Below are 22883 nucleotides of genomic sequence, written 5' to 3' on the forward strand. Positions count from 1 at the left end.
AAAAAGGGCGGCTTGCGCCGCCCCTTTCCGCACCGTCAGAGACTCAGGCTTTTACCACTGAATCTGCGAGCCGACGCCGAAGAGCTGCGACTGCACGTAGTTATGGTCGTTGCCGGCATCGCCGGTGGCGAAGTTATAGCCACCCTGCTTGCGGAAACCGTAGTCGTAATCGACGAAGAGACTGACGCCAGGAACCAGCGTATAGGTGCCGCCCACGGCGACGCCGGTGTTGCTCTGCTGACCCGTCGTGAGGCCTGCCGGCGTGATCGTCGCACCGCTGCCGGCATCGATGCCGCCGGGCAGATCACCCGTCGTGTCGAAGCGGAAGAAGCTTGCGCCAACCACGGCCGGACCCATCGTGTATTGCGCACCGGCCAACCAGCCAACGGCCGCCTTGCCGCCCTCGGGCTCCAGCTCGAAGGTGTAGCCGGTCACTTGGTTGAAGTCGCCGTAGACGGAATTGCCGCCGAAGGTCAGGCCGCCATAGGTGACGGTCGCGCCGCCGGAGAGGATGCTGAGATCGTGATAGGAGGTCGCGGTATTGGCGACCGAACCGCCCGTGTAGGACACTTGGCCGGCATACATGTAATCCGCACCGACCTGAACGCCGATCGGTCCGAACTTTTGGGTGTACTGGCCACCGACATCGATCAGGTTGCGCGGCGTGCCGCCCAGGGTGAGGTTGGGACTGGAGACCACCGGATCAGTGACGTTTTCGGCGGTGTGGTTGGGCTCATAGCCTACACCGAACTGGAAGCCAGAGATGCTGGGGGACAGATAGACGATCTTATCCGTCTCTTGCGTCAGGCCGCTGTTATCCGTGAAGGGATAGATCGGCTGCGCTGCGGAGGGGATCTGCGCGGAGATGTCACCGTCCCAGCCACCATCGTTGAAGCCTTCGAAGGTGCCGGTCTGGAAAATGACGGTCGGGCCGTTCTCCTGGCCGAAGCTGATCTGGCCGAGCTGCGGCAGGCCGAGATAGCCATACGCCTGGTGAACAAACAGGGTCTCGGAACTGGCACCGCTATTGCCGCCGTTGATGCGGATTTCAGCGGCCGCGCCATAATGCAAGCCGTTGGACGCAACACCGTCGAAGCCTGGAAACAGACGCATATAACCGCTGAACTGCGCGGTGCTCGTCTTGGTGCCGCCGATGCTGTCGAGAGATGACGATTCAACTCCGGCGTACCAGTTGACGCGACCGTTTAAACGGACCGTCACACTTCCGGGTGTCGCTGTTTGCGCCATTGCCGAGGTAATGCTCGCCATGCCTGCAACGCCTGTCAGCGTAGCGGCGCAGGCCAATAGTAACTTACGCATAACGATCTCCTCTTCCGCCGAGACAGCCGAATGCGATGTCCACCATCGGCCATCGTCGGCCCATCAACACGACATGACGTATTGATGAAGGCGCCGTATGGTTTAAGCGCCTCACGCAGCCGAGAGCAACGGTGTGGATGCCTTTGATTACGCCCAAAAACTGTATGGGTGTCATTCACGCAGCACCATCTCTCCCATTATGAATTCGGAATGTTTCTGTGTCGATCTCAAGTTTTGTGAACGCGTTACAAAAGTCCTGCCATCAAGTTGACGGTCAGGGCGAGAATGACGGTGTTGAAGAGAAAGCTCACGAAGCCCTGGAGCGTTGCGAGGCGGCGAAGTTTGCGTGACGTGATATCGACATCGGAAACCTGGAACGTCATGCCGAGCACCAATCCGAAATACAGAAAGTCGAAATAGTCCGGCTCGGTTTCATGCGGAAAGTCGAGGCCACCATCGGCCGAGGTGCTTCCGTCGGAAATCGTATAATATTCATGCGCGTAACGCAGTGCGAAGATAACCTGCATCACCAACCACGACAGCAGCAGCGTGATGACGACCAACACAAGATGTTGGGCACGCGCCGCGCCCTTCAGAGATTGGATGCCGTGGAACTGCGTGAAGATGACGAAGACACTCGCAACCACCGCCGCCAGCGACAAGGCGAAGACTGTCCACTCCCCATCCTGCTGCGCCTTCGCATTGGCCGGCATCTGGCTCGGCGGTGTACGCTGCATCTTGATGAACCACAGACAGAGGAAGAGCGCCGCGCCTAAATCCCACGCGATGACATAGTGCATCTTACTGGGCGGCAGGAGCACCGCGGCGACCACTGTGACGAGAATGGAGATGAGCAGGCGAGGTCGCCCGAAGAGGATCGCGGTGACGTTGGGCATGGAAGGTCCTTTGTCTGAACCGTGTTTTGGGCAGGTCGCCTCCCCGCTTGCAAGCATTGCGGGACTCTGCGACTGGACGCTCTCGGAAACGGGAAAAGAGCGCGCCATGACGCAGCCAGTGGACACGGATGCCGGCATGGGATCACCCGACCTGGGATCGAGATGGGTGACGCGGCCCCATCATCGGGCATGGCTCGAAACCCGCGCCGCTGCCCTGCTCGACCAGTTCCAATTCACATCCATCGATCCGGCCGGCGGCTTCTTCGACCTCGACCTCGCAGGCCAGCCGCGACGGGACACGCCGATCCGCGAACTCGTTACGACGACCCGCCTTGTCCACTGCTTCGCGATCGGGCGGATGCTGGGCCGGCCGGGCGCAGACGCGATCATTCGCCACGGCCTCTCAGCACTGTGGGATCACCACCGTGACGCCGGGCGCGGCGGCTATCACTGGCAATTCGGCCCGGCATCGGATGGCAGCAAACAGGCCTACGGCCATGCCTTCGTTCTCCTCGCCGCATCATCGGCCAAGATGGCGGGCTATACCGAGGCCGATCGCATACTGGCCGATGTTACCGCAGTCATCACCGAGCGGTTCTGGGAGCCGGATCACGGCGCCTCGGCGGAGGAATTCGCCGCCGACTGGACCCCGATCAGCGGCTATCGCGGCCAAAACGCGAATATGCATCTGACGGAGGCGCTGATGGCGGCCTTCGAGGCGACAAGGGATGTCACCTACCTCACGATGGCGGAGCAAATCGCCGATCTGATCATCGGGCGCCTTGCCCGCGGCCATGGCTGGCGCGTGATCGAGCATTTCGATGCCGCGTGGCAGCCGGATATCGCGTATCGTGGCTCGGACATGTTTCGGCCGTTCGGCACCACCCCCGGTCACGCCTTGGAATGGTCCCGCCTTCTGAGCCAGCTTCACGTCCTGGGCGGTGAGCGCCTGCCCTGGCTGCCCCAAGCCGCACGTGCGCTGTTCCGCCAAGCGGTCACGGACGGTTGGGATGAGGCTGCGGGTGGCTTCTACTACACCCTGGATTACCAAGGCGCCCCGCTCATTCGCGACCGCCTCTGGTGGCCGTGCTGCGAGGCGATCGCAGCCGCCGCCTTCCTCGGCGACCGCTCAGGCGATCCCTTTTACGAGACTTGGTACAGACGCGTATGGGACTGGGTGGCCGTGCATCTGGCCGATCCTCTGAACGGTGGCTGGCATCCCGAGTTGGATGACAGCCTCATGCCTCGGCCACGCTTCTTTGTTGGCAAGCCCGATATCTATCACCTGCTCCAAAGTCTGCTGATCCCGCTGTATCCCGCGCGCGGTAGTCTGGGACAGATGGCGCGGAGAGGCTAACAAAACTCGCCTTTCGGTTGCATGTCTATTCGCTTGGGGCATCGCTGCACACGCATGCGATGAGCGGTCACAGCGTAAAAAACAAGTCTTGAAATGACGACGTTGTGAGCACATCTTTTGCCTCACGGATGGCCAGGACACCCTCACGCGAGCGGACGCGGATTTGATGTGCATTCTCCTCGTCGAGGATGAATGGCTCATTCGCACCATCATGGCTGAAGAGTTGATGGATGCGGGCTTTGAAGTGACCTCCGCTGAGACGGGTGACGAGGCACTTGGCATGATGACGGTGTCGCCGTTCTTCAAAGTTCTCGTGACTGATATCCACATGCCGGGTCGCACCGATGGGATTTCTCTTGCCCGCGTTGTGCGCGAGAGATTCCCTGCTGTACCAATCATCTACACAACCGGCCGACCGGATGCCTTAGGCAAAGCCGATCTTCCCGGTGGGCGCATATCAATGCTCGTGAAGCCCTATAAGCCGAGCCGATTGATCGAGGCTGTTCGGGCCGCACTCGCCGCTTGAAGGCCGCGCTGGAGTGGCCCGATCATCCAGGTTCAGGTGACGTAGGCGGCTCGATTTGCGGGGGCTTTCCATTTTGGTTGCACTGCGGAAAGTACCTCCGCTATTTCAGTTCCCAAGTTCTGAAGAGGTTGAGCCTCGCCAGCGCCGGACACCACACCGTTCAAATGGGCGAGACACGCGATCGAGACGAGTCCCTATGATGGCGAAAACCACAATCACATCGCGGGGCTGCACCTCCAGCACGGTAATCTCGCGGCGGCAGAGGACGCGACCCTGAAGGGCATTGCGCTCTCCCCCCGCAATGTCGGAATGCTCCGGCGGATGAGCGATATCGCCATGCGCAGGGGCGACCTTGTGGTCGCGCGGGACTATGCCGAGCAGGCGATCGCCGCCAATCCTTTGGACGCCAATAGCCACAACAATGCCGCGACGGTTCTCTTGGCAGGTGGCGATGTGGCGCAAGCCACCATGGCGGCGCGGCGCGCATCGGATCTTGCGCCGCAGCAGCTCGAGTTCGCGCGGCGGCTCGATTACTTGAACGCGATGGCTGAATAGGGCGCCAATAACCGAAAAGAATCGTCACCCCCGGACTTGATCCGGGGCCTACCCGTTAAAGCGCCCAAACGCCGTTGGGCCGCCGCATCGTCATCCCCCGATCAAGTCGGGCGATGACGATGCGGGGATGAGGATTAATCGGCAGCCGTCTTGCTCTTCAAGGTCTTGATCTCGGGCGTCTCGGCAGCGACCTGGGCGCGGGTGTCGCGCAATTCCTTCTGGAGACGCGCAAGTTCACCACGCAACACTGCAACCTCATGACCGAGATCGGGGGGAATGGCGTTGCTGGCACTGTCCACCGTTTCGGCCGGCACTTCAGTGCCACGATAGAAGGGGCTGAACAGGCTCATCGCCCGTTCGATCATCGCCATGTTCTGGCGGCCCATCTGCTCGATATCGAAGGGAAAGAGGTTGCCAACGGTCTGCTGCATCGTCTGGCGGAGCTGCTGCTGCTGGGCCGTGAAGCTCGCCATCGACTGCTCCAGATAGCGGGGCACCGCGCCCTGCATACTGTCGCCATAAAAGCCGATAAGGTTCCGCAAGAACGCTGTGGGCAGCAGGGCGCTGCCCTTGCTCTCTTCTTCGACAATGATCTGGGTCAGCACGCTGCGTGTGATGTCCTCGCCCGACTTCGCGTCATAGACGATGAAATCGCGACCCTCGCGCACCATCGTCGCCAGCGTGTCCAGCGTGATGTAGCTGGAACTCTCGGTATTATAGAGTCGCCTATTGGCGTATTTTTTGACGACAACCGGCGGTTTGGCGGCGGCGTCCTGTGCGGAGGAGGTAATTTCAGGCTGCGGCATCGTATGACCTCAGACTCGGCTGAACGTTGTAGCATAGACACCAAGGCACGGCGATAGCCTCTATTTCGCCTTATTGGTGGTGGCTCACACGCCAAACGGGCGACGTCTTGGCGTGCAGGAGTAGTGACAGGACATGGATGACGGCGACGCGCCACCGGCCGAGGATGATGACTTTCGTGCCCTGGCCGAGGATTGGATTGCCCTATGGCAAAGCGAAATAACGGCCTTCATGACGGATCCGGAAACGCAGCACGCCTGGGGCGCGATGTTGGCGCTGTGGGCGAACGCCGCCCAGGCGATGGTGCGGCAAACGCCCAGTCGCGGCCATGAATCCGCGCCCAAATCTGCCGGGACCCCTCATGCGCCGGGGCCCGCGGCCGTTGATGCTGCACCTGTCGCTCGCGATGATGAGATCGGCCGTCTCGAACGGCGCGTGGCCGAGCTTGAGCGCCACTTGGCCGAGCAGCGCCCAAGACCCGCTGGCGACCATCGTCGCCCGCATCGCCCAAGCCGGTCCAGGGGCTGACGCCCGCTTCGCCCAGGCGTTGCTGACAGAAACCTGGGCGCAGGACCGCGCCTTCCTCGCCGGGATCGCGGCCTATCGCCGCCATCCCTATCGACGCGCGATGGAAGAGCCCACGGCGCGCTGGCGCGAAGGCACCACCACGCTGCTGGACTACGCGCCGGACAGCGACGGGCCGCTCATCCTCGTCGTGCCGAGCCTGATCAACCGCGCCACCATCCTCGACCTCATGCCCGGTAAGTCCCTGATGCGCTACCTCGCCGCACAGGGTCTGCGCCCGCTGCTGCTCGATTGGGATACGCCGGGCGAGATGGAGCGGCGGTTCACGCTGACCGACTATATTGCCGGCCGGCTTGAGCGGGCGCTGCTTTCCATCAGGCGGCCGGTCATTCTCGTCGGCTATTGCATGGGCGGCTTGCTGACGCTGGCGGCGGCGCTGCGACGGCCCGATCTGGTGCGTGGTCTGGCGCTGCTCGCCACGCCTTGGGATTTTCACGCCGAGGACGCGGATCGCGCGCGCTCCCTCACGGGTCTTCTCCCGGTAATCGAAACCGCCATGAGCGTGACGGGAACCTTGGCCACCGACCTGTTGCAGATGCTGTTCGCCTGCCTGGACCCTTTCGACACACCCCATAAATATCGGGGCTTCGCGCGGCTGGACCAGCAAGGTGCGCCGGCGCGGCTGTTCGTCGCAATCGAGGATTGGCTGAATGACGGCGTGCCCCTCGCCGCCCCCGTCGCCCGCACCTGCCTGGGCGAATGGTACGGCCAGAACACGACGGCGCGCGGGCTTTGGACCGTCGCGGGCGCGGTGGTCGATCCGGCGGCGGTGACCCAGCCCACCTTCATCGCCATCCCCAACCGGGACCGCATCGTGCCCCCCGGTTCGGCGCGGCCCCTGGCCGATCTCATTCCCCGCGCCACGCTGCATCAGCCGGCCGCCGGGCATGTCGGCATGGCGGCGGGCAGCCGGGCGGAGCGCGAACTGTGGCGGCCGCTGCGCGATTGGTGCCGCAGCATAGAAGGCTGACCAGGTTTTCGGTTCGGCATATGGCCGATCGCCGAGCAGCGTCCTACATCTTCGAGACCAAAAAATTTCGGGAGCATCGCCATGGACGACATCGTCATCGTCTCCGCCGCACGGACACCGGTGGGCAGCTTTAACGGCGCCTTCTCAACCGTCCCCGCCCATACCCTCGGCATGATCGCCATAAAGGCAGCACTGGAGCGGGCCGGCATCTCGGCAGACGAAATCGACGAGGTCATCCTCGGCCAGGTGCTGACCGCCGGTCAGGGCCAGAACCCGGCCCGCCAGGCCGCCATCCTCGCCGGCATTCCCGAAGGCCGCACCGCCTTCGGCATCAATCAGGTCTGCGGGTCCGGCCTGCGGGCGGTGGCCCTCGCGGCCCAGCAGATCCAGACCGGGCAGAGCGATATCGTCATCGCCGGCGGCCAGGAAAGCATGAGCCTGTCGACCCACTGCGCCTATCTGCGCGCCGGCACGAAGATGGGCGATCTCGGCCTGGTCGATACCATGATCAAGGACGGGCTATGGGATGCCTTCAATGGCTACCACATGGGCACCACGGCCGAGAATGTCGCGACCCAGTTCCAGATCACGCGCCAGCAGCAGGATGACTTCGCCGTCGCGTCCCAGACCAAGGCGAGCGCGGCGCAGAAGGCCGGCCGCTTTACCGATGAGATCGCGCCCGTCACCGTGAAGGGCCGCAAAGGCGACACGGTCGTCAGTGAGGATGAATATATCCGCCACGATTCCTCCGCGGAGAGCATGGCCAAACTGCGCCCCGCCTTCAGCAAGGACGGCACGGTCACCGCCGGCAATGCCTCCGGCCTCAATGACGGCGCGGCCGTGCTCATTGTCATGTCCGCGACGGAAGCAGCCCGCCGGGGCCTCACGCCCCTCGCCCGCATCGCCTCCTTCGCGACGGCCGGCGTCGATCCCAAGGTGATGGGCACGGGGCCGATCGCGGCCTCACCCAAGGCGCTGACCCGCGCCGGCTGGAAGGTCGCCGACCTCGATCTCGTCGAGGCGAATGAGGCCTTCGCCGCGCAGGCCTGTGCCGTCAACCAGCAGATGGGCTGGGATCCGGCAAAGGTGAACGTCAATGGCGGCGCCATCGCCATCGGCCACCCCATCGGCGCCTCGGGCGCGCGGGTGCTGACGACGCTGCTGCATGAGATGCGCAAGCGCGACGCCCATAAGGGCCTCGCCACGCTCTGCATCGGCGGCGGCATGGGCGTTGCCATGTGCGTCGAACGCTAGCCTTGCCGGCTGATCTGCGCATCCGGCGATTGCCGGGCGCGCAGGCCCGGCAGTAGGGTCAGCGGCGTTTTCATTCGCAAAGGTGCTTTCGACGTGAGCCTGACCGCCGAACGACTCAACCGTATCAGTCCGAGCCAGACGATCGCCATTTCCTCCAAGGCGCGGGCGCTGAAAGCGGCGGGGCGGGATATCATCAGCCTCTCGGCCGGCGAGCCGGATTTCGACACGCCCGCCAATGTGAAAGCCGCCGCCATCCGCGCTATCGAGGCCGGTGACACCAAATACACCGATGTCGCGGGCACGGCGGCGCTGCGCGCGGCTGTGGCCGCCAAGTTCAAGCGCGACAGCGGGCTGGATTACACGCCGGCTGAGATCATGGTCTCCACCGGCGGCAAGCAGGTCATCTATAACGCCATGGTCGCGACCCTGAACGCGGGCGACGAGGTGATCATCCCCTCGCCCTGCTGGGTCAGCTACCCCGACATCGTGTCCCTCGCAGATGGCACCCCGGTCATCGTTCCCTGCAGCCAGAACAACGGCTTCAAGCTGCGCGCCGAGGATCTGGAAGCCGCCATCACGCCGCGCACCAAGTGGCTGATGATCAACAGCCCCTGCAACCCGACCGGCGCCGCCTATACCGCCGAGGAACTGCGCCCGATCGCGGATGTGCTGCTGCGTCATCCCGATATTTGGGTTCTGACTGACGATATCTACGAAAAGCTCGTCTATGATGGTTTCGTGCCGGCGACGCTCGCCCAGGTCGAGCCGAAGCTGAAGGACCGCACGCTGACCATGAACGGTTGCAGCAAGGCCTATGCGATGACCGGTTGGCGCATCGGCTTCTGCGGCGGGCCGGTCGCGTTGATCAAGGCGATGGACAAGCTTCAGAGCCAATCGACGTCGAACACAAGCAGCATCAGCCAGGCAGCAGCGGTCGAGGCACTGAACGGCGACCAGGGCTTCATCGCCGACATGGTGGCGGTCTATAAGGAGCGGCGTGACATCGTGGTTGAGAGGCTCAACCGCGCGCCGGGCCTCAATTGCGCGACGCCGGAGGGCGCCTTCTACGTCTTCCCGTCGATCCACGGCTGCATTGGCAAGACCACGCGTGGTGGGGCGGTGATTTCCGACGACGAGAGCTTCGTCATCGCGCTGCTGGAAGAAGAAGGCGTCGCCGCCGTGCATGGCTCCGCCTTCGTCTATCCGGGGCATTTCCGCATCAGTTACGCGACCGATACCGACTCGCTCATCAAAGCCTGTGAGCGCATCCAGCATTTCTGTGAGGGGCTGGCATAGGTCAGGCGATGCCCGCACTCGCCGCGCGGCTCGGTCGCGCGGAAACGGCCGCCGCCGTGCTGATGTCCACGCGTGCGCGGGAGATGCGCGCCGCCGGGCATGACGTCATCTCTCTCGCGATCGGTGAGCCGGATTTTCCGACCCCGCCGGTCGCGATCGAGGCCGCCCATCGCGCGGCGCTGGATGGACTGACGAAATATCCGCCCGTCGATGGCACGGCCGCCCTCAAGGCGGCGGTGCAGCGGAAATTTCAGCGTGACCAGAGGCTCGATTTCCCGCTCAACCAGATCATGGTGAGCAATGGCGGCAAGCAGGCGATCTTCAACGCCTTCGCGGCGACCCTCGATGAGGGTGATGAGGTGGTTATCCCCTCACCCTATTGGTCATCCTATGCCTTGACCGCGCAACTTCTCGGCGGCGTTTCGGTGCTGGTGTCCTGCCCCGAGAATAACGGCTTTCGTTTGCGGCCTGAGGATCTGGACGCGGCGATCACCTCCCGCACCAAATGGGTGGTGTTGAATTCACCCAACAATCCGACCGGCGCCGCCTATGACGCCGCGCAACTGGGTGCCTTGGCGGCGGTGCTGCGAAAGCATCCGCAGGTCTGGATTTTCTCAGACGAGATCTACGAACATCTTCGCTATGATGGTTTGGGCTCGGTCAGTCTCGCGGCTGTGGCACCGGACCTTGTGGACCGCATTCTCGTCATGTCCGGCGTGTCGAAGAGCTATGCCATGACCGGCTGGCGGATCGGTTTCTGCGGCGGGCCATTGGCCCTGATCCGCGCCATGACGGTGATCCAAAGCCATGCGACGGCTGGCATTTCAACCATCGGCCAGGCGGCGGCGGCGGCCGTGCTCGACGCCCCGCAGGACGTGGTAACCGAGATGGTCACGGCCTATCACCGTCGCCGCGATCTGGTGGTGGGATTGCTGCGCCAGGCGCCAGGCCTGACTTGCGCCGTGCCCGAGGGCGCCTTCTATGTCTTTCCCTCCGTCGCTGGCTGCATCGGCAAGCGCAGCGCGGGTGGCCGGATGATCGACACGGACCGCGATTTCGCGATGGCTTTGCTGGAGGAGACCTATGTCGCCCTGGTCCATGGCGGCGCCTTCGGCATGAGCCCACACGTACGCATCAGCTACGCGACGGACGATGCGTCCCTGATCGAAGCCTGTGCGCGGATCAAGGGGTTTTGCGAGGGGCTGGATTGACGCCTTCATGGTGCCGACAGTGACTTCAGGAAGAACGCGACGATCGCATCGTTAAACTGGTGATGAAATCGGGCGCGGTCAAAGCCCGGAGGATCGACGCACACCATCTCCCAAATCTTCGGAAGAGCCAGTCTCAGCTTCGGGTTACATGGCTGCATAAACGCGAAGTGGCCGGCGCCATCGACCCTATGGAAGTCGGGAGGTCGCGGTAGCGCCCGTCGAACGATGGCCGTGTTCGAGCGATAGGGGACGTTGCGGTCCTCCGATGCCGCCCAGAGCTGCACCGGGACAGTGACATGAGCCAGCGCGTCGCCCCCGAATGCAAAACCGAATCCCGGCGCCACCACCACGGCGGCCATGATCCGCGGATCGTGGACCCAATCACGCGCAGTGTGACGGCCCTTTGACGTCCCAAGCGTGCAGGCGAACTCACTGGGATCGGCGGCACAATGCGCCGCTGCGGCGGCCATATCCGGGACACCACCGATCGACACCAAGGCGGTGTAGGCGCCCGCGGAGAAGCCGAATATCCCGATGCGCTTGGGGTCGAGCCGATCATGGTCGGACCAATGGCCGAGCATATAGTCGATGACGCGGCTGATATGCCTGGGGCGATCGACCATCCATCTGCTGGCGGGTGCAGTTTCGTCAAAGCGATTATCGCCGGTATGGGTCACGGCCACCGCCACGAAGCCCGCCTCAGCGAGCGCGAAGGCTGTATCGGCATGTCCTCCCAGCCAACCGCCCTTGCCGTGCGAGATGATAACGAGCGGCAGGTGATGACCCGACACGCTGCCGTTCAGTGCGAGTGCCTGATGAACCAGTGCGTTCGGTTCCGCCGGCGCGGGGACATCACTCGGATACCAAATGCCCACGGCCAGTGGCGCGAAAGGTGGATCGGGAACAGTGGTAGTCTGAAATCCGACAGCACCGGCCGGTCGAACGAACAGCGCGGTCGTGCAGATGAGGAGTATGATGAAACGTCGCATACGATGGGTCATGTCGTGCTAATCGGCTGCGAAGTCGGAGCGAAATATCGCGCCAACACTCTGCGCAAGCGCTGCATGAATCAGTGCGCGAGTCCGTCCGCCCTTTGTGTCGTCACAGATCGCTTCCTCCCCAGTCTCTCTTAGTCTGGCGGACGCTCCCGGCTTGCACTCTGGAAAGGCACTATACTGGAGGGCATCGAACAGGACCGCGTATCGGGCCTGCGGGATGAAGCGTGTCAGCCCTTCCGCGTTCAGACCCGGCCACATCGTGCCAGGGTTGCCCAGGTTGATGAGGCCGACCGGGATCGAAATATGCGCAAGGCTCCTCGGCGTGAAACTGCGACTGAATTCTGGATCGATCACGACGATCGCCTTGATGCGCGTATCGAAATTTGAACGGCCAAGCTGGGGAAGACGGACGGTATGCAGATCGAGACCCGCTTTGCGGAAACGACCGCAATCCACACCGACGCCGCCTGCGTCACAAGACGCTCTGACACGCGCATCATCCAGCAGTCCGCCCGCGAGAGACAGCGCGGCCGTGCCACCAATCTGAAAGCCCAATACACCGATCTGGTTCTGATCGATCCGGGTGGACAGAGCGCCGTCGCCCAAAATTCCCGTCAACGCCGCTGAAACATCCGCCGGACGGAGCCAGAGTTCGGGCAAGGTTTGCGCGTCTGTCAGGCGCGTGGGGTCCGGTTGGCGCAGCATTGCGACCATGAACCCGCCGGCCGCAAGGCGGGACGCCATCCATGCGCCGATATTGGCGCCGGACCGCAACCCGCCCTGCGACAGGATGATCAGCGGCCAGCGCCCTTTCGCCATGGCAGCTCCGGCCAAGGCAGCTGTCCCCTGGAATAACGGGCTGCCAACGCCGACGAGGATGCTCCGGCCCGGTCCAGTCGCCGGATACCAGAGGGTGACATCTATGTCGGCACCGCGTTCCGGGACGGAAACTGCGATGATCTTCACCCCGACGACCGCGCCTTGATTAGATGGCGGCGCCGCCGCGACCGCCGCATTTCCGGCAACGGACAGCGCGAGGATTAAAACAAGCATTAAGGCGGGGCACCACGTCATTGAACAACCTCGAACCTTGATCTGAACGGCCGCCTGACATGCCGCAATTCTCGGCCGCATCGCGACCTAGATCGCGTTTCGGGTCGTCCCGGATCGTGATCGAGGGCATGGTGGGTCAGACACCCCCGTGACACTGGTTGCCCCATCCATGCTTTTTGTCCCGCTGCCCTTCGTGGCCGCCGCCTTTCTCGCGGTCCTCTTCGCCTCCATCGTCAGACGCGACGAGGCGCAAGCCGGAAACCGCGCCTTTCTCACCCTCATCGCCGCGTGTGCTGTCCAATCGGCGCTCATGGGTTTGCGCTGGGGCTATGGCGTCGAAGCCATCCGCTCCGTCATGCCGATCGTGGCGGCAGCACTCCCGCCGCTGGTCTATGCGAGCTTCGGCAGCCTGACCGCCCCAAGCACGACCCATCGTCCTCCCATCGCCTGGATGCATCTCGTGCCGGCCTGCGTCGTCGGTTCGCTGGTCGCGTTCTGGCGGCAGCCGATCGACGCCACCCTCATCGCCATCGATTTCGGCTACGCGGCAGCGCTTCTCTGGGTGGCCCGATCCGGTCCGGACGGCTTGAGACATGCCCGGCTTGAGGTCGGGCTATCGGCGTATCGGGCGCTTCAGCTTGCGGCGGCGGCCCTGGTCGCCTCCGCCCTGATCGACGCGTTCATCGCCTGGGATGTTGCATGGACACACGGAGCCCACGCCGCCCAGGTCATCTCGGTCGCCGATCTTATCGGCCTATTTGCGCTTGGCTATGCCGCATCCGTTGCGGGTAAGAGTCGGCCTGAGTCCGAGCCGGTTGCCGCCCCTCAGACCACCCCGCTCATCGACAATCAGGAGGATCACGCAGTCCTCGCGACGATCGACGACCTCATGCGAACGCAAAAGTTATTCCGGGACGCCAATCTCAATCTTGACCGCCTTGCGCGGAAGGCCGGCATGCCCGCACGGCGGATCTCCATGGCCATCAATCAACTGACGACCAGAAACGTCTCCCAGTATGTCAACGACCATCGTATCGCCGCGGCCTGCGATCTGTTGAAAACGACGTCGCTCGCAGTGACCACTATCATGTTCGACGTCGGCTTTCAGACGAAGTCCAATTTCAATCGCGAATTTCGGCGCGTGACAGGAACGAACCCAAGCGATTGGCGAACCCAATCTGGGTCGGTGAGCGGCGACGAGCATCGCAACGCGGATCTTTCAGACTGTGGAACAACACCGTCACGCGTTTCGTAAGACGCTCAATGCCTAACCCAAGGAATCGCCGCCGCCGCTTCCTCCGTCAGGTCTCGGAAGGCAAAGCGCTGCAAATGCCGGATGATCACATCCTCCAGCTGATGCAGTTCGTCCTCGCCCGGCGCCGAAGCCCGTAGCCGCAGCCCCGTCTCCTCGGCGATCGCGTCGCAGGTGCCGAAGGCGAAAACCATCCGCCCGTCCCGCTCATTCAGCGTTACCGCGATTTTATGCGCGAAATGCTTGCAGAGCTGGGCCATGTAGCGGGCGCTGATCGGCGTCGCCCACCACGCCTCGGATACTAGAAGCGCGCGGTCCGTTGTGTCCGCCATGGTTTCGATCCTTTCCATGTCTAAGCCTGTTCAATGGCGCGGGCCGCCGCATCCAGCGCATCGGCGATGGCCTGCGCCTCTCCGTCCGCCAATGGGCCGCGCGACAGGCGCATCCGCAGCGCCAACTTCATATTCTCGATGGCGCGCATCACCTGAGGCGCGCGACCGCCGGAAGTCGAGGCCGAGGCCCGCGCCATGCGCGCGAAGACCGCATCGACCATCGGCTTGTTCTCCGCCAGATGGGCACGGCCCTCTTCGGTGATCGTATAGAGTTTCCGCCCGCCACCGGTTTCGCTGACCGTTGCATAGCCCAATTCATTGAGCAGGGTCAGCGTCGGGTAGATGACGCCTGGGCTCGGGCTGTAGCTGCCACCAAGACGATCCTCGATCGCCTTGATGATTTCGTAGCCGTGCCGCGGCTGCTCCGCGATCAGGGCCAGCAGCACGAAGCGGAGCTCGCCCTGGTCGAAGACCCGGCTTCGGCCGCCGCCTTCCTGCATGAAGCCACGCCCGCGGCCGTGGTGCCCTCTGTCGTGACGACCCTCGGGCTGCGCCTCGTCGTCTCTCGCAAATCGGCGGCCGAAGCCACCGCGATGATGTCCAAACATGTCGTCTCCTGTGTTATCGACATGCCTAAGATATATCGAACTAAAGATGAGTCAAGATATATCTAAGTTAGTTTTCGATATCGCTGTACGGCCAAAATGGCACCGCCTCCGATCAGGCCCCAGAAGGCCCCGCCGATGCCGGCCAGATGCAGCCCAGAGGCAGACAGAAGAAACGTCACCATCGCCGCGTCGCGGTCGGCGGGCTCGGCCGCCGCATTGGCGAGCGACACGCCGAGAACGCCGAACAGGGCGACACCCGCCACGGCGAAGATCAGTACCGGCGAGCTGAGCGCCACAAAGGTGGTGATCACACCTGAGAGCAGGCCGAAAATGACATAGACGCCGCCATTCACGGCCCCGGCCCACCAGCGCCGCGCAGGGTCGGGATGCGCCTCATGCCCGGCGCAAAGCGCCGCCGTGATCGCCGCGAGGTTGATGGCGTTCCCGCCGAAGGGCGCGGCCAAAAGGCTGGAGATGCCCGTGACCGTCAGGATGGGTCCAGGACGCGGGCGGTAGCCGTTGAGGTTCAGCACAGCGAATCCGGGAATGTTCTGCCCCGCCATGGTGACGACGAACATCGGCAGCGCCACGCTGATGACGGCCGAAAGCGAGAAGCGCGGCGTCACCCAAACCAAATGGGGCAGCAGCGAGAGGGGTCTACCGTCGCCATGCAGCGTGAGTGCCGCGAGGCCAATGGCCACGACCACCGCCGCCGGCACCGCGAGCACGCGCCGAATGCGGCTAACGACCAGCCAGACCGCCAGAATGATCACGATGAAGAGCGGCTTTTCGCGGAGGCCGAGGATGGGCGCCAAACACAGGCTGAACACCACACCGGCGAGCATGGCACTGACCAGGGAGCGGGGGATGGCCGCGACGGCACGCCCGAGTGGTGACCAGAGGCCGGTCAGGATGATGAGACATCCACACACGACGAAGGCACCCACGGCATAGCCATAGCCGCCATGGACCGGCGGGGCGCTGGCGAGGAGGGCGGCGCCGGGTGTGGACCAGGCGACGCTGATCGGGATGCGCGTCCGCGTGCTGACATAGATGCCGCAGAGGCCCATGACGACCGACAACGCCAACAGCCCGGATGCCGCTTGGGCGGGGCTAGCCCCTGCTGCGCGCAGGCCGCTCACCACCACCGCGAAGGACCCGCCAAACCCCACGAACGCCGCCAGCACGCCCGCCATTGTCGCCTGAAGCGACATCTCTTCCCAAATCGTCCCGCGCATCGTCATCCAATCTTGTTGGCGAACCTGTCGCGGATGACGTTCAGGAGAATGCTGGGGCCGTCAACCGGCGGCGGCGGTCTGCAGAGCGGCGGAGAGCGCTTCGCTCATCCGCGCCCTATGGTTGCCGCGCTGGAGCCCCGACGGAGCCACGTGGAATGAGGGTCGTCGGCTGATTGGTGATCACCTCCTCCTCATCCTTGCCGTCATGCGGATTGATCCGCCGCAACAGCAACCGGCAAGCAGCACGGCCCAAGGCATGGCCGCTTTGGCGGACGGAGGTGAGGCCGGGTTCCATCAACTCGGCCATCGGAATGTCGTCGAAGCCGACGACGCTTACGTCCCCCGGAATGCGCAATCCCATCTCACGGCAGCAGAGCATGGCGCCGATGGCCATCATGTCATTCGCACAGAGCAGCGCGGTCGGCCGTTCGGCTGCCGGCACATCGAGCAGCGCGCGGGCGGCGACCATGCCCGAGGCTTGCTGATAGTCTCCATGCAAGATCGGCACGCCATCGGGATCGATGCCGGCGCCTGCCAGCGCCTCCCGATACCCCGACAGGCGCTGTTCGGCGGTCCAGAGCTGGGGCGGACCACCGATAATGCCGATGCGCCGATGGCCCATATCCAGGACATGCCCAGCCACGGCGCGCGCGCCACGGCGATTGTTGGACGTGACGGCAGGCACATCCAGGCCGGGAAGCTTTTCATCGACGAGGACGACCAGACCGCGCTGGATCAGTTCCAGCAAAGACGCCGTCAGCATGCCGCTGCCGCTGAGAAAAATCAGCCCGTCCAACCTGCGGGCGCGGACGACATGACTATAATAATCCTCCCAATGGGGCTGGGATTGGGTGGTGCAAAGGACGAGCAAGATGTCGCTCGCCTGGGCCGCTTCCTGCACCCCGGCGGCGACGGCGGCGAAATAAGGATTGGCGAGATCGGGCGCGATCAGGCCGATCGACGAGGCTTTTCCGGTCTTGAGATTGCGCGCCATGGTATTCGGCTCATAGCGCAGGGCTCGGATCGCGCTGGTGACACGCAAACGGGTTTCGGGCGACACATGGCCACTGTCATTGACGACGTAGCTGACCGTGCTGACGGCCACGCCGGCCACGCGGGCGACATCACGAATGGTCGGCCGGGGTGCCACCTCCGACGTCACGAGGGCGGCCGGTTGCAGCTCCGCCTTTTGCCTCATGGGGTAACCCGACCACGCAACACGTCAGTAGAAACCGTTTCGATCAGGGTAACGCCCGCCATGGTTGTCCATGACCATACCGCGCGCCGCAGGCCCGCCAAGAGCCTATTCCGCGATATGATCGAATTTTCTTCTTGAACTCTGGGTCGAACCGTTTCTACATCCGTCACCCTTCATCTCCCAAGGAGACCGCGATGACATCCGTTTGTTCGATACGACGCCTGGCTGCCTGCGCCCTCTCCGCCCTGCTCGCCCTATCGGTCGTGCCGGCGCGCGCAGCGACGCTGACGCCCGTGCGCTTCGTCTACGACTGGCCGGTGGCGGATTTCGACATGGTGCCCATCGTGGTTGGCCAGCAGATGGGTTTCTATGAGAAGCACGGCTTGAAGGTCGATGTGCTCTTCCCGCCTGACGCGACGACCACGGCGCGGATGCTCGCGACGTCACGGGCCGATATCGGCTTCGAGGCAACCACAGACCTCGTCTTCGCAGCGCAGCAGGGTGTGCCCGTCGTGGCCATTGCGAATTTCACACAGAGCAATAGCTGGTGCCTGATCGGCCGCCCCGGCGAAACCCTCGACATGAGCCAGTTGAAGGGCAAGTCCATCGGCGTCTTTACCGATTCATGGACCAAGGCGATGATGGGCTTCGTGCTCAAGAAGGCCAATCTGCAGGATACCGACGTCAAGCAGATTATTGCCCAGGATGACGATATTCCCCTGCTGCTGACAAAGAAGATCGACTTCGCGACCAACGCCGCCGCGTATGGTCTGGCCGAGATCGTCGATGGCGCCAAGCAGCAGCCGACGCTTGCTTGCAACGACGCGATCGGTGTGCCGAATATCCCGGTTTGGTCCTTCACGGCCGCGCCCGCCTGGCTGAAGACCAATGCCGCGACGGCCAAAGCCTGGCTTGCCGGCACCTCGGACGCGATCGACTGGAGCATCGCTCATCCCAAGGAAGCCGCCGCGATCTTCACCAAGGCCTATCCGCCCGCCGGCAGCCTCAATTACAACGTCATCGGCTGGACCTATACCGCGGGTCTGATGAAGGGGCCTGACGGCTACTTCAAGCAGAACGACACGCAGTGGACCGTGCTTCCCGCAGCGCTCAAGGACATCGGCCAGATCCCGGCCGTAAAGCCGCCGGCGACCTACTACACCAACGATTACCTGCCGTAATGGACGACCTCGCGCGGTATGAGCGGTCCCAGGCGATGGCCCGGGACACGCTGGCGGCAATCGGCGCCTTCATTCGGCCCGGCGCCACCGAGGCGAGCCTGCTGGCGGAATGTCGTCGGCTGATGGATGCACGCGGTGCCACCGGTTACTGGTGGTTCGGCGTGCCGGCGGTGATCCTCGCCGGTCCCCGCTTGCGCGATTCGGTGGAGGGCGATGTCTTCGAACCGTCCGACGTACCAATCGCGGCAGATGACATGGTAACCATCGATCTCGCGCCCGAGATCGATGGCTATTGGGGCGATTGCGCGCGCAGCTTCTTTCTCAAAGGCGGCGTGCTCGTCTCAGCCGAGGCGGCCGGGGTCGCGCAGGCCGAGGGCATGGCAGCGGAAGCCGCCTTGCACGCGCATCTTCTCACTGTGGCGCGACCGGAGATGACGTTTCGCGCCTTGCATGCGGCGATCGAGGCCGAGGTGGATGGGCTGGGCTTTGAGAATCTCGATTTCCTGGCCAATTACGGCCACAACATCGGCCAGGATCTGCATGCGCGGGCCTTCATCGACGCGAACTGCGCGCTGCGCCTGGACAGCGTGCCGATGTTCACCTTCGAGCCACATATCGCCAAAGCAGGCAGCGCGCTCGCCTTCAAATACGAAGAAGTCTACCGGTTCGAGGATGGCCGCCTAAGGGTGTTGTGACACCTGGGGTCGTCCTATTCCCCATTCCCCGGCGCGCGGACCGCAAGATAAGCGAGCCGTTTCGCTTCCTTGCGGCCGCGCTGCACGGCATCCATCACCAAACCACAGACCGCAGACAGACAGCCGACGCCGACCAGCGCGGTGGCTAAAATTGCCGTCGGCAGACGCGGCACGGCGCCGGTATGCATGAACTCCGACACCACGGGCAGTCCCAGGATCAGTCCGATGATCAGGGCCAAGGCCGCGCCACTCATGAAAAAGCGGAGCGGACGCTCATCCTTCACCAGAACGACGATGGTCCGCAGAATGCGGAACCCGTCACGATAGGTGCGCAGCTTGGACGCAGAGCCGTGTGGGCGCTCGCGATAGCGCGTCATCACCTCGGCCATGGGCATGGCGAGTTCCAGGGCATGGATGGTGAATTGCGTCTCGATCTCGAACCCTGTCGAGAGCGCCGGGAAGGACTTGATGAAGCGGCGGCTGAACACCCGATATCCTGACAGCATGTCGGCCACGCCGCTGCCGAAAATAGCCCGGACCAGACCCGTCAGCATCCAATTGCCGAGGCGGTGGCCGCGTCGATAGCTTTCCCGCACTGTTTCGATTCGCGTACCGGTGACCATGTCGAGGCGTTGCGTCATCAGCTCAGACACCATCGCCGCCGAATCGGCGGCATCATAGGTTCCGTCACCATCGACCAGCACATAGGCGTCGGCCTCGATATCCGCGAACATGCGGCATACGACATGACCTTTGCCCTGTCGGCGTTCCACGCGCACGATCGCCCCGGCATCGGACGCGCGCGTGACGGTGTCATCTGTCGAATTGTTGTCGTAGACAAATATCCGGGCCGCCGGCAGGGCCGCGCGAAAATCGGCCACAACCTGGCCGATCGTCACGGCCTCGTTATAACACGGGATCAGAACCGCGACCCGAAACTCGTCAGAGCATAACGCCACCCGCCCGCACCTCGATCAACACCTGGTCCGCCGCGACTAGCGCATCGCGACGGCTTCGTCGATCAGCAGGCGAACCGTTCCGCCTTGGAACCGGCGATCAGTAGCCCGGTGGCGGCGGTGGCGGACGATAATAGGGCCTCGGTTCCGGCCGTACGACGATGACGCGCGGCGGCTGCCGCACGACGACGACCGCTTGCGGCTGTGGCCGCACAACGACGACCGCAGGCTGCGGTCGGCCATATCCATAGCCGGGAGGCGGCACGCAGGCAGACAGACCTGCGAGAATGGACAGCCCTCCCGCCAGCTTCAGCGCGTCTCGGAATTTCATGCGTTATCCTATCAATCTTACTCACCGCAGATGGGCATTAGTCCGGCCACGTAAAGGTCGGCATGATCGCGTCTGGCGTCACGCCGAAACGTGCGATCTCCTTCGCGATCCCGTCGTCACCCTGCCCCGCCATGATGCCTGTCATGACCAGTGCCGAGCGGCATCCGTGGGCTGCGGCACCCGCGATGTCATGCTCGACACTATCCCCCACCGCCCAGATGCGACCGGGATCGACATCCGCGAAGAGCGTGAGCGCCGCGTCATAGATGGCGGCGGCAGGTTTGCCGATCCACATCACCGGCCCACCCATCTGCGCATAGACTTCGGCGATGCGGCCAGCGGCGGGTGCCAGCGCACCGTCACTCAAAACCATCGTCCTGTCTGGATTGGCACAGAGGCAGGGCACGCCACGTTCGGCAGCCGGACGCAGCCGATCACGATAGGCATCGAGGCTGATGCGGTCGGCCTCACTGCCCAGAAGCAGAATGAGGTCGCAGCGCGCCGCGTCTTCCGTGCGATCGAGGCCAAGGCCAGCGAGCGCCATGGGATCGTCACCACGAGACAGCACCAGACAGGATCGGACGTTCGCCAAGGCAGTTGGCCGGTCCATCGCGAGCATGCGCCAGGCGACCTCGCCCGAACTCAGGAACCCGTCATAGCAGTCCGGCGGCAGACCGATCCGCGCCAGGCGCGCGATATTAGGCTCGGACCGCTTGCCGGAATTGGAGAGAATGAGAATGCGTTTTCCAGCCGCCCTCAGACGCTCCATCGTCTGCCGCGCGCCCGAATAGAGCGCAACGCCGTCATGGATTGTTCCGAACTGGTCGAGCAGGAAAGCATCCGCCTCGGGCAGAAGGGCGTGCATGCCGGTGACATGCCGGAACGTAATCATGGAAAGCCCCGTCATTTCCGTCGCAATTTCCTCCGCAATCGCCGCGCCTGCGGCGGCGGACACACAATTGTGCAGACACCCGCAGAGTTGACAGACGAGCGCTTCAACTCACGTGACGCTCATCAACAAAGAAAAGGAATTCATGAAATGGCCATGCAACATCTGAAGCTTCTGCTGCCCGCCGCCGGGCTTCTCCTCGGCCTCGCCGCATGCACCGAAGGCACCACCGCCCGTGAACCTGCAGTGACCGCGCCGATGGCATCCCCCGCGACGGCCGCGCCGACCAACCCCGTTCAGGGAACGGTCCCCGGCACCAACACGACGGGCGCCGCACCGACTGCACCAGGTGGTGGCGCTGGCTCGGGCGGCAGCGGAACCTAAACCGCAGCTTCCGCGATACACAAACGGGCGTCCCTCAACGGGGGCGCCCGTTTTTTTATGCAAACGCGGTTGCTAGTGGGGGAGCAAGCTGCGGAGCGTCTCCAGATGATCCAGCGTTTCCGCCAGAACACGTCGCAGCCTGACGATCTCCTCGAACTCACGGGACGGTTCTGCCGGCGCCGATGGCTTGAGGCTGGCGGGTCGCGGAACGAAGCGGAGCGGCAGCCGGCTGGATGGTGGGTCGATGGCGAGCATCGGCTCGACCGTGCTGCGCTCCTCCGGTGCGTCGTCCGCGTCCTGCTCCGGATCGTTGTCATCCATGCGCGGCGGCGGAATATCATCCGCCAATCGACCGCCGCCCTCCCGCAGAAGGCGCTGCACGCCTTTGATTGTGTAGCCTTGCGTGTAGAGGAGATGGGAAATCCGACGCAGCAGGGTGATGTCATCCGGCCGGTAATAGCGGCGGCCGCCGCCGCGCTTCAGCGGCTTCACCTGGCTGAACTTCGTTTCCCAAAATCGCAGCACATGCTGAGGGATGTGAAGATCATCGGCCACTTCGCTGATCGTGCGGAAGGCAGTGGGCGCTTTTTTGAGTTTGACGCGCGCGGCAAGGTCATCATCGTCGCGGGCAAGCGGAAGAACGCTCATGAATCGTCCCCATCATCTTCCACGACTTCGCCGTTCACGGTCCCCTTGAGGACTTGGCTCGGTCTGAAAACCAGAACACGCCGCGGCAGGATTGGCACTTCCACCCCGGTCTTCGGGTTTCGGCCGATGCGGCGGCCTTTCTGGCGAACAGAAAAGGTGCCGAACCCACTGATTTTAACAGATTCACCTGCCTCAAGAGCTGTCGAGATGCGCTCCAGCACAGATTCGAGCAAGTCCGCCGACTCGTTACGAGACAGCCCGACCTGGGTGTAAATCGTCTCGGCAAGCTGGGCGCGCGTGACTGTACTCATCATGCAACGGTAGCATTGCTGCCAGACGAGTCAAC

At 63.5% G+C, this 22883-nt stretch carries 25 protein-coding genes and 1 pseudogene; 12 read left to right on the forward strand and 14 right to left on the reverse strand.

Translation table 11 applies throughout. From position 1 onward, the window contains the following. Positions 1-51 precede the first annotated feature (51 nt). Together QP803_RS12380 and QP803_RS12385 are read right to left on the reverse strand one after the other, a co-directional pair. Positions 52-1320 (reverse strand): porin, encoded by a 1269-nt coding sequence (locus tag QP803_RS12380; protein ID WP_284943783.1) that lies wholly within the window; start codon positions 1318-1320, stop codon positions 52-54. Positions 1321-1565: 245 nt separating this feature from the next. Further along, positions 1566-2216: a DUF1345 domain-containing protein gene (locus tag QP803_RS12385; protein WP_284943784.1), complete on the reverse strand. Its 651-nt coding sequence runs from the start codon at positions 2214-2216 to the stop codon at positions 1566-1568. Between the two features lie 106 nt (positions 2217-2322). Between QP803_RS12385 and QP803_RS12390 the strand changes: the two genes are divergently transcribed. The 3 genes from QP803_RS12390 to QP803_RS12400 all read left to right on the forward strand — a co-directional run bounded on the left by QP803_RS12390 (position 2323) and on the right by QP803_RS12400 (position 4654). Beyond that, positions 2323-3573 carry an AGE family epimerase/isomerase gene (locus QP803_RS12390; protein WP_284943785.1) on the forward strand — a complete coding sequence of 417 codons (1251 nt, stop codon included), beginning with the start codon at positions 2323-2325 and terminating at the stop codon, positions 3571-3573. Positions 3574-3739: 166 nt separating this feature from the next. After that, positions 3740-4099, forward strand: coding sequence for a response regulator (locus QP803_RS12395; protein ID WP_284943786.1), 360 nt, complete (start codon positions 3740-3742; stop codon positions 4097-4099). 321 nt (positions 4100-4420) lie between these two features. Next, complete coding sequence (locus QP803_RS12400) at positions 4421-4654, forward strand: hypothetical protein (protein WP_284943787.1); 234 nt, start codon at positions 4421-4423, stop codon at positions 4652-4654. A 134-nt stretch (positions 4655-4788) separates the two neighbouring features. Here QP803_RS12400 and phaR read toward each other — a convergent pair whose 3' ends face one another. After that, positions 4789-5460, reverse strand: a complete 672-nt coding sequence (phaR, locus tag QP803_RS12405; RefSeq protein WP_284943788.1) for a polyhydroxyalkanoate synthesis repressor PhaR — start codon at positions 5458-5460, stop codon at positions 4789-4791. 133 nt (positions 5461-5593) lie between these two features. Between phaR and QP803_RS12410 the strand changes: the two genes are divergently transcribed. The 5 genes from QP803_RS12410 to QP803_RS12430 all read left to right on the forward strand — a co-directional run bounded on the left by QP803_RS12410 (position 5594) and on the right by QP803_RS12430 (position 10774). Further along, on the forward strand, positions 5594-5986 hold the full coding sequence (locus QP803_RS12410; RefSeq protein ID WP_284943789.1) for a hypothetical protein: 393 nt from the start codon (positions 5594-5596) through the stop codon (positions 5984-5986). Then, entirely contained in the window at positions 5904-7013 is a 1110-nt protein-coding gene (locus QP803_RS12415; protein ID WP_284943790.1) for an alpha/beta fold hydrolase, read from the forward strand. The genes QP803_RS12410 and QP803_RS12415 overlap by 83 nt, the downstream gene beginning before the upstream one ends. An 81-nt stretch (positions 7014-7094) precedes the next feature. Further along, complete coding sequence (locus QP803_RS12420; RefSeq protein WP_284943791.1) at positions 7095-8267, forward strand: acetyl-CoA C-acetyltransferase; 1173 nt, start codon at positions 7095-7097, stop codon at positions 8265-8267. A 93-nt stretch (positions 8268-8360) separates the two neighbouring features. Continuing rightward, positions 8361-9563, forward strand: a complete 1203-nt coding sequence (locus QP803_RS12425; protein WP_284943792.1) for a pyridoxal phosphate-dependent aminotransferase — start codon at positions 8361-8363, stop codon at positions 9561-9563. A gap of 8 nt (positions 9564-9571) precedes the next feature. Beyond that, positions 9572-10774 carry a pyridoxal phosphate-dependent aminotransferase gene (locus QP803_RS12430; protein WP_284943793.1) on the forward strand — a complete coding sequence of 401 codons (1203 nt, stop codon included), beginning with the start codon at positions 9572-9574 and terminating at the stop codon, positions 10772-10774. A 5-nt stretch (positions 10775-10779) separates the two neighbouring features. Here the strand turns inward: QP803_RS12430 and QP803_RS12435 are convergent, their stop codons facing one another. Together QP803_RS12435 and QP803_RS12440 are read right to left on the reverse strand one after the other, a co-directional pair. Then, a complete protein-coding gene (locus QP803_RS12435; RefSeq protein WP_350356024.1) occupies positions 10780-11775 on the reverse strand; it encodes an alpha/beta hydrolase family protein in 996 nt (331 codons plus the stop codon). Positions 11776-11781: 6 nt separating this feature from the next. Then, the gene (locus QP803_RS12440) at positions 11782-12825 is read right to left on the reverse strand and encodes an alpha/beta hydrolase family protein (protein WP_284943795.1); all 1044 of its coding nucleotides are present in this window, start codon (positions 12823-12825) and stop codon (positions 11782-11784) included. Positions 12826-12994: 169 nt separating this feature from the next. On the opposite strand from QP803_RS12440, the gene QP803_RS12445 reads away from it, so the two are divergent. Continuing rightward, positions 12995-14080, forward strand: a complete 1086-nt coding sequence (locus QP803_RS12445) for a helix-turn-helix domain-containing protein (RefSeq protein ID WP_284943796.1) — start codon at positions 12995-12997, stop codon at positions 14078-14080. Between the two features lie 5 nt (positions 14081-14085). Here the strand turns inward: QP803_RS12445 and QP803_RS12450 are convergent, their stop codons facing one another. The 4 genes from QP803_RS12450 to QP803_RS12465 all read right to left on the reverse strand — a co-directional run bounded on the left by QP803_RS12450 (position 14086) and on the right by QP803_RS12465 (position 17453). Beyond that, positions 14086-14409, reverse strand: a complete 324-nt coding sequence (locus tag QP803_RS12450; protein WP_284943797.1) for a DUF2218 domain-containing protein — start codon at positions 14407-14409, stop codon at positions 14086-14088. Positions 14410-14429: 20 nt separating this feature from the next. Then, positions 14430-15017 (reverse strand): PadR family transcriptional regulator, encoded by a 588-nt coding sequence (locus tag QP803_RS12455; RefSeq protein WP_284943798.1) that lies wholly within the window; start codon positions 15015-15017, stop codon positions 14430-14432. Between the two features lie 62 nt (positions 15018-15079). Next, entirely contained in the window at positions 15080-16255 is a 1176-nt protein-coding gene (locus QP803_RS12460) for a benzoate/H(+) symporter BenE family transporter (RefSeq protein WP_284943799.1), read from the reverse strand. Between the two features lie 115 nt (positions 16256-16370). Beyond that, complete coding sequence (locus QP803_RS12465) at positions 16371-17453, reverse strand: LacI family DNA-binding transcriptional regulator (RefSeq protein ID WP_284943800.1); 1083 nt, start codon at positions 17451-17453, stop codon at positions 16371-16373. Positions 17454-17647: 194 nt separating this feature from the next. Here QP803_RS12465 and QP803_RS12470 point away from each other — a divergent pair, with 194 nt between their 5' ends. Continuing rightward, the gene (locus tag QP803_RS12470; RefSeq protein WP_284943801.1) at positions 17648-18634 is read left to right on the forward strand and encodes an ABC transporter substrate-binding protein; all 987 of its coding nucleotides are present in this window, start codon (positions 17648-17650) and stop codon (positions 18632-18634) included. Then, a complete protein-coding gene (locus tag QP803_RS12475) occupies positions 18634-19329 on the forward strand; it encodes a M24 family metallopeptidase (protein WP_284943802.1) in 696 nt (231 codons plus the stop codon). Before QP803_RS12470 ends, QP803_RS12475 begins: the two co-directional genes overlap by 1 nt. Before the next feature lie 14 nt (positions 19330-19343). On the opposite strand, the gene QP803_RS12480 is transcribed toward QP803_RS12475, so the two are convergent. The 3 genes from QP803_RS12480 to QP803_RS12490 form a co-directional block, all read right to left on the reverse strand. Then, positions 19344-20288 (reverse strand): glycosyltransferase, encoded by a 945-nt coding sequence (locus QP803_RS12480; RefSeq protein ID WP_284943803.1) that lies wholly within the window; start codon positions 20286-20288, stop codon positions 19344-19346. Between the two features lie 97 nt (positions 20289-20385). Further along, on the reverse strand, positions 20386-20616 hold the full coding sequence (locus QP803_RS12485; protein WP_284943804.1) for a hypothetical protein: 231 nt from the start codon (positions 20614-20616) through the stop codon (positions 20386-20388). A gap of 37 nt (positions 20617-20653) precedes the next feature. Continuing rightward, positions 20654-21571: a TIGR01459 family HAD-type hydrolase gene (locus QP803_RS12490; RefSeq protein ID WP_284943805.1), complete on the reverse strand. Its 918-nt coding sequence runs from the start codon at positions 21569-21571 to the stop codon at positions 20654-20656. Positions 21572-21655: 84 nt separating this feature from the next. Between QP803_RS12490 and QP803_RS12495 the strand changes: the two genes are divergently transcribed. Continuing rightward, on the forward strand, positions 21656-21889 hold the full coding sequence (locus tag QP803_RS12495) for a hypothetical protein (protein WP_284943806.1): 234 nt from the start codon (positions 21656-21658) through the stop codon (positions 21887-21889). Between the two features lie 353 nt (positions 21890-22242). Here the strand turns inward: QP803_RS12495 and QP803_RS24170 are convergent. After that, positions 22243-22480 (reverse strand): annotated as a pseudogene (locus QP803_RS24170) (MerR family transcriptional regulator); the annotation flags it as partial. Between the two features lie 53 nt (positions 22481-22533). Continuing rightward, positions 22534-22848 (reverse strand): integration host factor subunit alpha, encoded by a 315-nt coding sequence (locus QP803_RS12505; protein ID WP_284947900.1) that lies wholly within the window; start codon positions 22846-22848, stop codon positions 22534-22536. Positions 22849-22883: the final 35 nt, after the last annotated feature.

Source organism: Acidisoma sp. PAMC 29798 (assembly GCF_030252425.1).
Classification (GTDB): Bacteria; Pseudomonadota; Alphaproteobacteria; order Acetobacterales; family Acetobacteraceae; genus Acidisoma; species Acidisoma cladoniae.